Consider the following 13,991-nt stretch of genomic DNA (forward strand, 5'->3'; position numbering starts at 1 on the left):
CTTGCTCGCGAATGCGGTGTGTCAGCCAATACATAGGTTTGCTGATCCACCGCATTCGCGAGCAAGCCCGCTCCCACATTAGTTTGGTATGGCCAATTCAATATCCAGCAGCGCTGAGCCCAGGCACTTGCCATGGGCATCCAGCGCCAGCGATCGCGTCACCCCGCCCCGCAAGATCCCCGGCAACACGAAGTTCAGTGCCTGCACATTGGGCAGCTCATAACGCCGCACTGGTGCTGCGCCCTCCTCCAGTAACGGCGCAAAAAACGCCGCCACCGCCTCAGCCGTCAGTTGCTCGCAGAGCAGCGGATAGTCCTCGGCCCGATACGCGATGATCGAGATGTTCGAGGTGTCGCCCTTATCGCCGGTGCGGGAGTGGGCCAGGGTGTGCAGCTTCATGCTTCGATCCTCGGGTTGACCGCGTTACGGGGCAACAGCAACGATGCCATCGCCACCACCTGGCGCAGGCTCTTGCTGGCACCGCCGCCGCCGGACGGGCCATTGGTGTAGAGGGTTTCCACTTCATTGCCGACGCGCACCGCCTCGCTGCGCTCTTCGCAGCGGGCAGCAATGCGCAGGCGAACTTCCCACGGTTCAACAGTGCTGCGCGGGCCGTGCAGGGAGTCGATGCCGATCAGTTCGGCACGCACGTCCTGCAGGCGTACGCCGGTCAGTTCCAACCGTTTCAGGACTACGTCGCGAGCCAGTTGTGCACGAGCGACCGCGCCCGGGCCGCCGTAGGAAATCTGACCCTCGCCGATCCAGCCGTCCAGATACCCGACGCTGACTTTCAACTGCTCGGGCCGTGGCCGCCCGCTTGCGCCGTGGGCCCGCACCCGGTCGACGGCCTCCTCAGCAAACGACACCTGGGAAAAGTCGGCACATACGTCCGGCGTAAGGTACGCCGCCGGGTCGTGCACTTCGTAGATCAGTTGTTCGGTGCACGTAGCCCGGCTGACCCGCCCGCCGGAGCCGGCGACCTTGGTGATCAGTGCCTCGCCGTCTGCATCAATCTCGGCCAACGGAAAGCCAAGGCGCGCCAGGTCGTCCACATCCTTGAAGCCCGGATCGGCAAAGTAGCCACCGCTGACCTGCCCGGCACATTCCAGCAAATGCCCCACCAGCGTGCCGCGCCCCAGCCGTTGCCAATCATCCGCAGCCCAGCCGAATTCGAACATCTGCGGCGCCAGGAACAGCGAAGGGTCTGCCACCCGGCCGGTGATCACCACGTCGGCATCGGCGCGCAAGGCGTCGATAATGCCCTCGGCGCCCAGGTAGGCGTTCGCGGAAATCAGCCGGTCGCCCAATGAGCCAAGAGTCTGGCCGTTGTCGAGCCGTTGCTCCGGCTGGCCCCGCAACGTTTCGAGTACATCATCGCCTGTCACCGCCAGCACCTTGAGGTTCAGCCCCAGTTCACCGGCAATCCGGCGCACTTCCACTGCCGCCGCCACCGGGTTGGCCGCACCCATGTTGGTGATTATCCGCAAGCGCCGGCGCCCGCCGGGCTGGCCGACAAAGGGCAGCACGCGGCGCATGCGCTCACTCAACAGCGGGTCGTAACCGCCTTGTGGATCGCTGATCCGCGCCTGTTGCGCCAGGGCGATGGTGCGTTCGGCCAGGCATTCGAAGACCAGGTAATCCAGGTCGCCCTGTTCGGCCAATTCCACCGCAGGTTCGATACGGTCGCCGGAGTAGCCGGCGCCGGAACCGATGCGCAAGTTTTTCATGTCAAATCACTCCCAGGAGCAAAGCCGTCAGGGTCATCAACACCGACGCGGCGAACAGAAAGGGGATGGTGAAGCGCTGGTGATCGGCCAATTCGATCTTGCACAGGCCCACCAACAGGAAGGTCGCGGGCGTCAGCGGGCTGACCGGGAAGCCGGTGGTGTGCACGCCCAGCAACGAGGCCTGGGCCACTTGCAACGGGTCGACGCCCAGGGCCTTGCCGACTTCGGCGATCACCGGCATCACGCCGAAATAGTAGGAATCGGGGTCAAACAGCATGCTCAACGGCATCGACAGGAAACCCACCACCGCCGGGATCAACTTGCCGTGGCCCGCCGGAATCTGCGCCACCGCCACTTCGGCGATGGCCTTGAGCATGCCGGTGCCTTGCATGATGCCGGTGAACACACCAGCGGCGAGCAGGATGCTGGCCATGGTCAGGGCGGTTTTTGCGTGGGCATCGATCCGTGCGCGCTGGGCGTCGACGTTCGGGTAGTTGATGCACAGCGCCACCACGGTGCCGAGCATGAACATCACCACCGGGTCGACCCAGCCGGCAATCATCACCACCATCACCAGTACGGTCAGAACCAGGTTGACCCAGAACAACCGCGGGCGACGCAGGGCAATATCATCGTCGCTGAGCACCCGTTGCGGCACCGCGTCCACGCTGGAACCGGCGCCCAGCCCCAGGCGTTTTTCTTCACGGTGGCCCAGCCACCAGGCGCAGGCGAACACAAAGACCAGGCCGACGATCTGCACCGGGATCAGTGGCTGGAACAGGTCCGCCACCGGCACATGCAACGCCGCCGAAGAGCGCAACACCGGGCCGGTCCAGGGCAGGAAGTTGACCCCGGCCGCCATCGCCGCCACGCAGGCGAGGATACGTTTATCAATCCCCAGCCGCGTGTACAGCGGCAACATCGCCGGCACCGTCACCAGAAAGGTCACCGCGCCGGAGCCATCCAAATGCACCAGCAGGGCCAGGGTCGCGGTACCGACGACAATCCTTGTAGGACGCGTCCCTACCGTGCGCAGGATGCGATCAATGATTGGATCCAGCATGCCGGCATCGGTCATGATTCCGAAGAACAGGATCGCGAACACAAACATGCCCACCACGGGGGCGACGTTCTTGATGCCGGTGATGATGAAGGCGCTGGTTTGCAGGCCGAAACCGCCCAGCAGTGCGGCGATGATCGGCAAGGCGATCAGGGCCACCAGTGGCGACAGGCGTTTGCTCATGACGGCAGTGAGCAGGCACAGGATGGTGATGACACCCAGGGTAGCGAGCATGGGGTAGCTCCAGAACGGCGTTTTCGGCCGGTTATTGTTTTCCCTGGAGTATTGGAATCGCGTTAGGCTTTGTAAATTGGAATATTCGGCACTCCACATTCGAAAAAACAAAACGCTCGAGCAAAATAAAAATGAAAAATTCGATCCAGCATATCCAGGCGTTTCTCGCCGTTGCCCGTACAGGCAGCTTTACCAAGGCGGCCAACGAACTGCACCTATCGCCCTCGGCACTGACCGTGCAGGTGCAACAACTGGAGGAATGGCTGGGCGTTGCCCTGCTCGACCGCAGCCCGCGCCACGTCAGCATCACCGCCGCCGGCCTGGACGCACGCGGGCCGATGGAGAAGCTGTTGCTGGACCTGGACAACATCGTTACCGGCTCCCGTGACCTTGCCGCCTTGCGCCGAGGCGTGGTGACCATCGCCGCCCTGCCCTCGGTGTGCGCCGGCGCATTGCCGCCTGCCCTGCGCCTGTTTCGCGAACGTTTTGCCGGGATCGAGGTGCGCTTGCATGACCTGGTGGCTCACCGCATTCACGCGCAAGTGCGTGCGGGCGAGGTGGATTTCGGTATTGGTGTGCGGGCGAGGCTGAGCCACGGGTTGGCGTTTGTGCCGGTGCTGAATGATCGGTTGTGTGCGTTTGTGCCGCTGGATCATCCGCTGACGCACTATGCCAAGCTGAACCTGGAGCAACTGGCCGACCAGCCGATCATCCTCACCGGCCGCGACAGCAGCGTGCGGGAACAGGTGGACGCGTTGTTCGACGAGACGCGCCTGACGATGCTCGCGGGGATGGAGGCCAACTACATGTCGACCGTGCTGGCGTTGGTGCGGCAGGGCTTGGGGATCAGTGTGTTGCCGGAATCGGCGGCGGACAGTCTGGAAGGGTTGAAGCGGATTGCGATTGATCACCCGGGGGTGAACCGGGAGATCGGGTTGATCAGTCGCAGTGGGCAGCCGTTGAGCCCGGCGGCGCAGCGCTGTTTTGAGCTGCTCAGTGAAGAATTACCTGGCGCACCGCAAAACTAAATGTATGTGGGAGCGGGCTTGCTCGCGAAGGCGGTGGGTCAGCCCATACATAGGCTGGCTGATCCACCGCATTCGCGAGCAAGCCCGCTCCCACATTTTTGAGCGCATTTCAGCCCAGCATCGGCACATGCTTTGGATGGCTGGCCACGCGCTTCAACCAGGCCTGCACGCCCGGGTAGGCGCCCAGGTCAAAACCACCTTCATCCGCCACATGGGTGTAGGCATACAGCGCCACATCGGCAATGGAGAACTGGTCGCCCACCAGATACGGCGTCAACTGCAACTGGCGCTCCATCACCTTCAGGGCCTTGTAACCGCCCTTGTGCAGCTTCTTGTACTCCTCCAGCCGGTCTTCCGGCAGCCCCAGGTAAAACTGGATAAACCGCGCCACCGCGATGTACGGCTCATGGCTGTACTGCTCGAAAAACTGCCACTGCAGCACTTGGGTGCGCAGGCGCGGTTCGGTGGGCAGGAACTCGCTGCCGTCGGCGAGGAAGTTGAGGATTGCGTTGGATTCCCACAGGCAGGTGCCGTCTTCGAGCTCCAGCACCGGGATCTTGCCGTTGGGGTTCTTGGCCAGGAACTCCGGGGTCTGGGTGTCGCCCTTCAGGATGTCGACATCAATCCACTCATAGTCGATGCCCAACAGGCTGAGCATGAGTTTGACCTTGTAGCAGTTGCCCGATTTGTAATCGCCGTAAACCTTGTACATGGAGGCTCCCCTATGCCGCTTGCGCGTGCTGTGCTTGACGGACCACCGCAGCGAGACGCTTGAGACCTTCGTCCAAGCGCGCCGGGTCGATATGGCTGAAATTGAGCCGCAAGTGACCGTGATGATTGTCCGGCTCGGAAAAGAACGGCTCACCGGGCATGAACGCGATGTCCTGGTCGAGCGCAGGTGCCAACAAGGTGCGGGTATCGAGCGGCTGTTTCAAGGTCAGCCAGAAGAATAATCCGCCCTGGGGTATTTGCCAGTCGGCCAGGTCGCTGAAATGCCGCGCCAGTGCAGCCTGGAATGCATCGCGGCGGCCTCGGTAGAAACTGCGCAGTTCCACCAGGTGGTGCTGGTATTTCTCGGTGCCGATCCATTGCATCGCCTGCCACTGGCCGACGCGGTTCGTGTGCAGGTCCGCCGACTGCTTGAGCTTGAGCAGGTGCGGGAACAGGTCGGGGCTGGCGATCAGGTAACCGACCCGCAGGCCGGGCAACAGGGTCTTGGACACGGTGCCGGTGTAGATCCAGCTGGCCTTCTTCAACCGGCTGACGATGGGTTGCGCGCTGCCGCCGTCGAAAGTCAGTTCGCGGTAGGGCTCGTCTTCGACCAGGGTCACGCCGAACTCGTCCAACAGCGCGGCGACGGCTTGGCGCTTGGCCTCGCTGTAGCGAACCGCCGACGGGTTCTGGAAGGTCGGGATCAAGTAGACGAAGGACAGACGGTGCTGCTCAAGGCTGTTGCGCAGCGCCTTCAGGTCCGGACCGTCCGCCTCAAGCTGCACGGTCAGGCAATCAGCGCCGAACAGTTGGAATATCTGCAACGCCGCCAGGTAGGTCGGGCCTTCCAGCAGGATTTTGGTGCCCTTGTCGATGTACAGCTTGGCCGCCAGATCCAGGGTTTGCTGTGAGCCACTGACCACCATGACCTGGCTGGCCTCACACGCAATACCCAGCCCCCGCGCCTCGGCCGCCAGCAGTTCACGCAACTGCGGCTCGCCTTCGCTCATGCCGTACTGGCCGATGTTCAGCGGCATGTCCGTCCAATCCAGCTTGGGCAGCATCACTTCGGCCGGCAGGCCACCGGCGAAGGACATCACCTGCGGTTTTTGCGCTGCCGCGAGGATTTCACGGATCAAGGAGCTTTTAAGGCGCGAAACACGTTCTGAAAAGGCCATAAGGGTCACCGGTAGCGAAGCCTGAGGGAAATACGTCAAACTGGTTGACCGAAATTACGACGACTTGGGCAGATACGTCAATATGCTTGACCTTAAAAACCAGACCAGCCAACAAACCGCCATGGAAGCCTTCTTCTTCGGCTACCAGGCATTCACCGCCAAGGCCGACGAAATGCTTGAACGTCGCGGCTTGAGCCGGGTGCATCAACGCATTGTGTTCTTTATCGCGCGCTACCCGGCGTTGAGCGTCAAGGAACTGCTGGAACTGCTCGGCGTGAGCAAACAGGCGTTGAACATGCCGCTGCGCCAACTGCAGGAAATGCACCTGGTGAACAGCGTGGCGTCCGAGACCGACAAGCGTAAGCGCTTGCTGGAGTTGACCGAGGAAGGTCAGCGTTTCGAACAATCCCTGCGGCGCGAGCAAGTGAAGCTGCTGCAACGGGCGTTTGCCGAGGCTGGCGAGACGGCAGTAGAAGGCTGGCTGGCGGTAAACAAGGCACTCAGTGGCCAATCCTGAATTGCCTTTCATCCTTTTCGCACACAAAATACAAAACATTATTTGCTTTATTTGTATACAAAAGCATAATTCGCTTCGTGCGAGTTCCTGACCTATTGGTCAATAAAACCCGCTGGTACCTCAAAGCGCTGCTGCCCACTCATGTGACCGGTGCTGGAAATAACAATAAAACTCTTGAGGAGTACTTGCTGTGGAAAGCCGCAAATCCGAAGCCCCGCTGGACCTATCGCCCCCCCAGCTCTCACCCGCGAAGCATGGCTGGCTGGAACGCCTGTTCAAACTCCGCTTGCATGGCACCACAGTGAAGACCGAGCTGATCGCTGGCCTCACGACCTTTATCACCATGGCCTACATCATCTTCGTCAACCCCAACATCATGGCCGACGCCGGCATTGATCATGGCGCGGCGTTTGTCGCCACCTGCATCGCCGCCGCGCTGGGTTGCCTGCTGATGGGGCTCTACGCCAACTGGCCCGTAGGCCTGGCGCCGGGCATGGGCCTGAACGCGTTCTTCACCTACACCGTGGTCGGCACCATGGGCTACAACTGGGAGACGGCGCTGGGTGCGGTATTTGTCTCCGGGGTGTTGTTCATGATCCTGACACTCTCGCGTATTCGCGAGTGGCTGCTCAACAGCATTCCGGTGAGCCTGCGCCACGCGATGGGCGCCGGTGTCGGGCTGTTTCTCGGGGTGATCGGCCTGAAAACCGCCGGCATCATCGTGCAAAGCCCGGCCACCCTGATCAAGCTCGGTTCCCTGCATGAACCCGCCCCCTTGCTCGCGGCCATCTGCTTCCTGTTGATTGCGATCCTCAGCTACCACCGGGTATTCGGCGCGATCCTGATCAGCATCATCGCCGTGACCCTCGCCGGCTGGGGCCTGGGCCTGGTGGAATACCACGGCATCATGGCCACCCCGCCAAGCCTGGCACCGACCTGGATGGCCATGGACGTGATGGGCGTGTTCAACGTCAGCATGATCAGCGTGGTGTTCGCCTTCCTGTTCGTGCACATGTTCGACACCGCCGGCACCTTGATGGGCGTCGCCCAGCGTGCAGGCTTGGTGAATGCCGACGGCAAGATCGAAAACCTCTCCCGCGCCCTGAAAGCCGACAGTGCTTCCAGCGTGTTCGGCGCCATGGTTGGCGTGCCACCCGTCACCAGTTACGTGGAAAGCGCCGCCGGGGTGGCCGCCGGTGGCCGTACCGGGCTGACGGCCGTTACGGTTGGCGTATTGTTTATCGCCGCGATGTTTTTTGCTCCGTTGGCTGGCATGATTCCGGCCTATGCCACCGCAGGCGCGTTGATCTATGTGGCGATGCTGATGATGAGCGGCATGGCCCATATCAATTGGGACGACGCCACCGACAGCATTCCGGCGATTGTCACGGCGATCATGATGCCTCTGACCTTTTCCGTCGCCGATGGCATCGCATTGGGTTTTATCACCTACGTGGCGCTGAAGGCCGGCACGGGTAAACACAAGGAAATTTCCATCAGCCTGTGGGTGCTTTGCGCGATCTTCATCGCCAAGTTCGCGTTCCTGTAGGCCAACCCGCTTGCCCCTGCCTCACCCCGTCGGGTGGGGCTTTTGTACGAATGGAGGAATGCAATGAGTCTGGAAACCTGGCTGCTGTTCAGCGGCGCTGCGCTGGTGGTGATCCTGATCCCCGGCCCCCTGTCCCTGCTGATGATCAGCAACAGTTTGAACTACGGCCTGCGCCGTTCGTATCCGGCATTTCTCGGCGGGGTGATTGCCTCGATCTGCCTGCTAAGCGCCTCGGCGCTGGGATTGGGGGCGTTGTTGCTGGCCTCGGAACAGCTGTTCAGCGCCCTGAAGATCGTCGGTGCGGTGTACCTGTTCTATCTCGCCTGGCAGAGCTGGCAGCAATCGCGGCAACCGTCCCACGGTGCCGACGTACCGCAAGTGGCGGCGACTCCGCGTTTTCGTGCGCTGTTTGGCCGGGCCTTTGTGCTGGGCGCCAGCAACCCGAAGGACATTCTGTTCTTCGCCGCCTTCCTGCCGCAGTTTCTCAGTGCCCAGCAGGCCTTTTTGCCGCAGTTGCTGATCATGATCGCCACCTGGACCGTGCTCGACCTGCTGTGCAAGCTGGCCTACGGCCTCGGCGCCCATGGCGCGGCGCGCTACCTGCGCAGCGGCAAGGGCCAGAGCTGGTTCAACCGGATCAGCGCCGGGTTGTTCTCCGGCGCGGGTGCGGCGTCGTTGTTGAGCCGCTAGACATCCGACAGCTTGACGAAAAACACTGTGACGCGATTTGACCGTTCAACCCGCTGTATACCCGCAATGATTCTGACCAACCGGCCCTCATCCAGCGCTTGCAAGATGGGCCGGTGCAGGGCTGCCTGGTGCCGCATCGCCGACCGGTTAGGCGCGCGAAACCAGGCGTCGGACAATAGCAACATGCTCCCCGATCCCAGCGCGATACTCGGCGACTCGGCCCAACGCGTCAGCACGTAATACAGGTTGTTTGACTTTGGATGCGTGCAAAAAAAGTTGAACAACTGGGCCGAGCTGCTTTTATAAAGTGGCTGAACAGCAAACCCCTGCCCTTCGAGCACTTGCCTGACCGCGGTTTGGGCCGCGACCGGCCGCAGATGGCCGGTCGCCGTCCGCGTGTTATTGAGGATGGACGGGGCAAGGGGCATCGGCAGCTGGAAATCCACGCGCTCCAGGCCTGGCACCAGCCCGTCTATACCGATATTGACGCTGACCCGCCCGCTGCGCACCACCGGCCGCAGCATGCGCAATAAATCATCGGTATTGCCCGCCGCCCGGGGTGCCGGCGGCAGCCAGTCGTCCAGCGTCGTGCGCACGTTGAGCATTCGACTCACCGTCATCGACCGGCCGGAATCCGCCAACTCCACAAGACGCTCGGTCAAGAAACGGTTGCTGGCCGGTGTCAAGCCGGGAAAGGCATCCCTCACCGAGTCAAACAGCGGGCGGCTGAACAGCGGCTGGCGAGGCGTCCATAACTGGTCGGCGCCAAACGTCGCGGGGACGGGTTGTTCGTGCACGTCGGACGACAGCCTGCGCAATAAATCATGACCGGGCCTCGCGTCGGGCACCTGGGGATTTCTGATGAAAATGATGCCTTCAGAGACATTCGAACCGTTGGGCAGCAGCTCAAAATAATGGTCCCCCAGCCTGACGGCGTCGTAAGCGTGATCGCCCTGAACCCGATACAGCCGGCGTGACGCAGAAATCTCCTGTACGGGGCGCCCTTCCAACCGCTGCCCCCAGGCCTGCCAATAACTGGCAACCAATGGCGGCTGCCGGGCCACGCGCTCGGTATAAGAAACCGTCGGCGCGACCCACCCGGGCCCACCCACCGGTGTTTCCCATGGCCTGCGCACCCCGGTGCTGGTTCCCGGGCGCGGATTATCGGCGCCCAACAGCCATTCACCGGGCTGCTCGATGGTCAGGAACAGCTCGTCCTCGCCGCTGGCTTTTGGGTTTTTGATGCGTAACACCTGTTCGTTGCGGCGACGATAAGCCGGGTAGACGTGACCCTCTTCGACAATAAACTGCTCGCCGGCCCTGACGCGGCTGCCCTGGTTGACCGGCCCGTGCAAGCTGACGGCCCCCTCTGTCGAAAGCGCCTTGCGATAGGCCTCCAGGTCCTTCAGCGCCTTGCGGGCAGGCGGCAAGCCGAGGGTAATAATGGGCCGGTGCTGGCGACGTATCTGGTTCAGCGCCGGTACCATCGACAGGGGCCGGATCGGCATACCGATCCTGGGCGCCCCTTTGACATGTGGCATCGCAGTGAGCGCCACATCAGCCATCAAGATCAGGGTGGCAAACCCCATGGCCATGCCATCCCTGGGATCACCGCTGTGATGGAACCGACGCGCCGCCAGCAGAACCTCATACAGATTGACCCCGATACTCACCCCGGGAATGAACGACAACAGCCCGCGCACCCGTGCCGCGGATTGTTCGCCCAACCGCAACTCGCGATAGCTCGCCAGCTCCCTGGCCGAGTTGGCGACGGCGCGCACCGCTCGCTCAAGCCCCAGCACCTGGCCGTGCGCAAGGATGCGCAACAGGTCACAACCGTTGGTGCCGGTGATACCCAGCCACTGCCCAGGGTCGGCTTCCAGTTGCTCCCGGATCTCCTTTTCAACCTCCGATAACGCCGTCGCCGGTTGTGCGCGTCGCACCCTGAACCAGCGCCGGATGCCATCCACTGCCCACCACACCCCCCTGATGGGTAACGGAAAAAATGAATTTCCACGCACAATGAACGACACACCAGGCTCAAGCATCGAGCCGGTGGAGCGCAGCGTCACGGGGTAACGCTCGAGGGCTTGCTGCTCCCAACCCGGCGCGACTTTTGTCGCCAGGACCTTGAGGTTTCCAGGCGCAGCCGCCATTTCCAGCAACGCCCGCCGGGCCGCTGCCACCGTGTCGTGTTCGGTGAGCGCCGGGTAACCCTGCACGCCAGGCCAGTAAAGCAGGGTCTTGGCCGACAGATGATCCTGGATAATCAGCATCCCGCCGATATGGCGTGGTTGCTCCAGGGTCAGCGCTGCCAGATGGGCACAGCACAGCCGAATGTGATGGCCGTTTTTTTCAAGGTCGGCAGGCGTCCTCGCCGCCAGGGCGGTGGAGAACAGGCTGAGGGCTGCTTCACTGAGACCTTGCTGCGCAGCGCTGAACTGCTCCAGCCGCGCCCGCTGGATCAACGGCCGCTCAAGCAGGGCCTGGGATAACCGCGCCGGCACCTGCGCAGACGAGGGGTAAAACACCCGGGCAATCAGCCGCTCATACTGTCCCGCCAGGTCCAGCTCGGCGATCAGCTGGATCAACTGCCTGGGGGGCAAATGCTTCACCCATAGCGGCTCAAGGTAACGGCTGTGCTGCAATCGCCAGCGGGTCCAGGGCGCGTCGGGGTCCAGGTTATGCAGCGCCAACTGCAACAGGCTGTAGGTATGGCGTGTCCTGCTGACCACGGTCCTGATTCCAGAATCCCCCACCGGCCGCTGGGGATGAGACTCCCAGTGCGTGCTGACATCGTCGGGCATGTCCAGGAATGGAGTATCGATGTCCAGCAGCGGGTGCAACTCATCCTGCATCAGTTGCGCGATCAGCGTACGCCGGGCGAAATCCTCCAGGCTCGGCAGCGCCTCTGCCAGTTGCTGCTCCACGACCATGGCGCTGGCCAGGCAATGCGTTTGCTGGCGCTGATAACGCTTGCGCAACACTGGCGATGCACTCGCCAGCCAGGCCGGCAGCGTCTTCGCCTGGGCCACCGCCAGGCGCAGTACGCTGACATTGGCCAGTGCCTGCGCCCGAGCGATACTGCGGGGCAGTTGCAGCGTGTCTGCCCATTCGCGAGCCAGCAAGGTTCGGGCCAGCGCCTGGTCCGTCACCTCGCTGAAGGGCCGCCCTCCCTCGGCCGTCCAGCGCTCAACCCGCGCGAATTGCCTGATCTGCTCCTTGAAGGTCTCTGACAGCACATTGCTCTCCAGCACCTCGAAGTACACCAGCGTCGGCGCCTGGCCCAACGCAGCGATCACTGCGCGCGCCTCCCGGCGCTGGTCACGCCCGATACAGTGCCAGAGCATCGAACCGTCCGGGCATTTGAGGCTGAGGTCGAGGCTTTTCGACAGTTCATCCAGGCAATCGAACGCTTGCAGGCCGCCGTCCTTACCCGGCAGATGCAGCACCACCGGCAGCTGTCGAGCCATGTCCTCCAGGGCCTCAGCGGTGGTGACCACAAACGCCCCGGTCAACCGGTAGAGCGGCTGCCGGGCCTGGCCGACGGACAGTTGCAGAACTCGGGTGGTGCTCTTGCCCGGCTCAGCGTCCAGCGGTTGGTCGAGCACCTCGGTGAGCAGTGCCAGGTCGGTGCCATTGATCAACCCCAGGCTGAATTGCAACTGTGCTTCTTTTGCCAGCGCAGACCGCTGGGCATTGAGGCGTTGAGCTGCGCGATGGCGGGTCGACCCCGGGGCCTTTTCCAGCCAGAACTCGCGCTGGCTCACACGATGTTCCTGCCCGTCGAGCAACGCGTGCACAGCCGATACCTGGTCATGCCATTGCGCCTGCAGGGTCTGGAGGCTGTCGTAAGGGCGGGACTTTTCGCTCAGGTCAGCCTTGTTCAGCAGCGCCAGCGCGCCCTGCTCGTGACGCCGCACCAGATCCTCGGCGGTGCGCATCGCCAGGCCCGGGCTCAGTGTGGCGCAACTCACTTCCTGGCCACGGCGCCGGCGATCCCACTCCAGCAGTTGGTCCAGTGCGGCTCTCAGCCGTTCGCTGGCGGGTGCCGGGCGCCGGCCCCGCTCTACTATTTTCAGGCGCTGCGCAGCACTCAACGTGGCGCTTGCCGGCCCATCGATCACCCACGGGGCATGCCGCGCCAGCAGGCTGCTCCATTCGTTGTCCCGCTGGGTATTCAGTTGCGCCAGTGCGCTGAACCGCAGGGCGTCATCCGTCAGCGCCGCCGACCGACGCACCGTGAACGCGTGCGCCAACGCCTGTCGGCGCGCCAGGGGCAGGCGCTGCCAGAGGGCGGCGCGCTCAGGGCCGTGGACCCGTTCGGGCAATTTCAGTTGCATCTGCGCCAGGCTGGCGAATTCATGAAAGACCTTGTCCGAGCCCGGCAGGTAGACCACCTGGCGCCTGGTTCGCTCATCGCCCTCGCGGTAGATATGCAGTGCGCCGCTGAACGGCACCCCGTGCCCTTCACCTGTTGGCCACACCAGCTCGCAGACCTGCAAGCGCCCCCACGCGCCACCCGCCTGCTCACGCGCCTGCGGGGTGGGCGCGTCCAGGATGCCCAGCGCCATGGCAAAACCATGGTCCGACAAGTCGTACAGGGCATGGGCCAGAAACGCCCGCTCGGCGAAGAAGTCGCTGTGCACCTGCACCCAACGCTCCTCGCGCGACACCGCGCTGCCAAACGCCAACCCCTGCCAGTAGTCGGCGATCGCCGAGTTGATCTGTGCGGGCAACCCCAAGGCATTGACCTTATGCAGCGCGTCACTGGCGGTGAAAGCCACTTTGAAACTGGCATCAGTGCTCATGCTGAGGCGGGTGTAGCGATTGATGTTGATCGGGAACAGCGGATTGTCCAGCAAGCCCAGCGCCCGGTCAGTCAGGCTGTCCACCACTGGCGACCCGCCAGGCGTCGACGGCTCGCTGAACAACAGCGTGTCGGGGTCAAGGAAAAAGGCTTCACGCAAAGCCTTGCGCACCAGGCGATAAATGCCCGGCGCCGGTTCCAGCAGGCGGCGCAACTGTCTGGTCGCGTCGCGGCAACGCACCTCGGCGGCATGCAGCTCATTGATGAACCGGCTGGGCTGGGCGCTGGCGTCGAGGCGCCGAGTCAGGCGCTGGCGAATCTGCGCTGGCTGGTCCAGGGTGTCGGCATCGTCTTGTTCGGTAGTCATGTCGCCAACGGCTCCAAATGAAACACCGAGGGTAAGCAGGCGCCGGACCCCGCAGGCTATACATAGTTACCGGACCTCAACCGGCAGACGAAAAAAAGCCCGCAGTGTGAGCGGGCGAAA

At 62.9% G+C, this 13,991-nt stretch carries 10 protein-coding genes; 4 read left to right on the plus strand and 6 right to left on the minus strand.

Annotated elements, in window-relative coordinates:
- Positions 1-78: 78 nt before the first annotated feature.
- The 3 genes from LIY45_RS18915 to LIY45_RS18925 are packed head-to-tail and all read right to left on the minus strand — an operon-like array spanning position 79 to position 3,021.
- Complete coding sequence (locus tag LIY45_RS18915) at positions 79-399, minus strand: hypothetical protein (protein WP_226477216.1); 321 nt, start codon at positions 397-399, stop codon at positions 79-81.
- Positions 396-1,727, minus strand: a complete 1,332-nt coding sequence (locus tag LIY45_RS18920; protein WP_226477217.1) for an acyclic terpene utilization AtuA family protein — start codon at positions 1,725-1,727, stop codon at positions 396-398. The genes LIY45_RS18915 and LIY45_RS18920 overlap by 4 nt, the downstream gene beginning before the upstream one ends.
- Position 1,728: 1 nt before the next feature.
- Positions 1,729-3,021 (minus strand): citrate:proton symporter, encoded by a 1,293-nt coding sequence (locus tag LIY45_RS18925; RefSeq protein ID WP_003213142.1) that lies wholly within the window; start codon positions 3,019-3,021, stop codon positions 1,729-1,731.
- A 131-nt stretch (positions 3,022-3,152) separates the two neighbouring features.
- Here LIY45_RS18925 and LIY45_RS18930 point away from each other — a divergent pair, with 131 nt between their 5' ends.
- Positions 3,153-4,049 (plus strand): LysR family transcriptional regulator, encoded by an 897-nt coding sequence (locus LIY45_RS18930; RefSeq protein ID WP_226477218.1) that lies wholly within the window; start codon positions 3,153-3,155, stop codon positions 4,047-4,049.
- 109 nt (positions 4,050-4,158) lie between these two features.
- On the opposite strand, the gene LIY45_RS18935 is transcribed toward LIY45_RS18930, so the two are convergent.
- Positions 4,159-4,761, minus strand: coding sequence for a glutathione S-transferase family protein (locus LIY45_RS18935; RefSeq protein WP_017479992.1), 603 nt, complete (start codon positions 4,759-4,761; stop codon positions 4,159-4,161).
- 10 nt (positions 4,762-4,771) lie between these two features.
- Positions 4,772-5,938: a PLP-dependent aminotransferase family protein gene (locus tag LIY45_RS18940; protein ID WP_226477219.1), complete on the minus strand. Its 1,167-nt coding sequence runs from the start codon at positions 5,936-5,938 to the stop codon at positions 4,772-4,774.
- An 82-nt stretch (positions 5,939-6,020) separates the two neighbouring features.
- Between LIY45_RS18940 and LIY45_RS18945 the strand changes: the two genes are divergently transcribed.
- The 3 genes from LIY45_RS18945 to LIY45_RS18955 all read left to right on the plus strand — a co-directional run bounded on the left by LIY45_RS18945 (position 6,021) and on the right by LIY45_RS18955 (position 8,694).
- Positions 6,021-6,455, plus strand: coding sequence for a MarR family transcriptional regulator (locus LIY45_RS18945; protein ID WP_226477220.1), 435 nt, complete (start codon positions 6,021-6,023; stop codon positions 6,453-6,455).
- Positions 6,456-6,672: 217 nt separating this feature from the next.
- Positions 6,673-8,004, plus strand: a complete 1,332-nt coding sequence (locus tag LIY45_RS18950; protein ID WP_226477241.1) for an NCS2 family permease — start codon at positions 6,673-6,675, stop codon at positions 8,002-8,004.
- A gap of 63 nt (positions 8,005-8,067) precedes the next feature.
- The gene (locus LIY45_RS18955; RefSeq protein ID WP_017479988.1) at positions 8,068-8,694 is read left to right on the plus strand and encodes a LysE family translocator; all 627 of its coding nucleotides are present in this window, start codon (positions 8,068-8,070) and stop codon (positions 8,692-8,694) included.
- On the opposite strand, the gene LIY45_RS18960 is transcribed toward LIY45_RS18955, so the two are convergent.
- Positions 8,691-13,871 (minus strand): DUF6543 domain-containing protein, encoded by a 5,181-nt coding sequence (locus tag LIY45_RS18960; protein ID WP_226477221.1) that lies wholly within the window; start codon positions 13,869-13,871, stop codon positions 8,691-8,693. The two genes, LIY45_RS18955 and LIY45_RS18960, sit on opposite strands and share 4 nt — an antisense overlap.
- Positions 13,872-13,991: the final 120 nt, after the last annotated feature.

The organism is Pseudomonas sp. MWU16-30323 (assembly GCF_020515595.1).
In the GTDB taxonomy this organism is placed as follows: domain Bacteria; phylum Pseudomonadota; class Gammaproteobacteria; order Pseudomonadales; family Pseudomonadaceae; genus Aquipseudomonas; species Aquipseudomonas yamanorum.

Coding starts and splice junctions, on each gene's coding strand:
- LIY45_RS18915 (WP_226477216.1), bottom strand. CDS start 399: ATGAAGCTGCACACCCTGGCCCACTCCCGCACCGGCGATAAGGGCGAC.
- LIY45_RS18940 (WP_226477219.1), bottom strand. CDS start 5,938: ATGGCCTTTTCAGAACGTGTTTCGCGCCTTAAAAGCTCCTTGATCCGT.
- LIY45_RS18955 (WP_017479988.1), top strand. CDS start 8,068: ATGAGTCTGGAAACCTGGCTGCTGTTCAGCGGCGCTGCGCTGGTGGTG.
- LIY45_RS18930 (WP_226477218.1), top strand. CDS start 3,153: ATGAAAAATTCGATCCAGCATATCCAGGCGTTTCTCGCCGTTGCCCGT.
- LIY45_RS18960 (WP_226477221.1), bottom strand. CDS start 13,871: ATGACTACCGAACAAGACGATGCCGACACCCTGGACCAGCCAGCGCAG.
- LIY45_RS18920 (WP_226477217.1), bottom strand. CDS start 1,727: ATGAAAAACTTGCGCATCGGTTCCGGCGCCGGCTACTCCGGCGACCGT.
- LIY45_RS18925 (WP_003213142.1), bottom strand. CDS start 3,021: ATGCTCGCTACCCTGGGTGTCATCACCATCCTGTGCCTGCTCACTGCC.
- LIY45_RS18935 (WP_017479992.1), bottom strand. CDS start 4,761: ATGTACAAGGTTTACGGCGATTACAAATCGGGCAACTGCTACAAGGTC.
- LIY45_RS18945 (WP_226477220.1), top strand. CDS start 6,021: ATGCTTGACCTTAAAAACCAGACCAGCCAACAAACCGCCATGGAAGCC.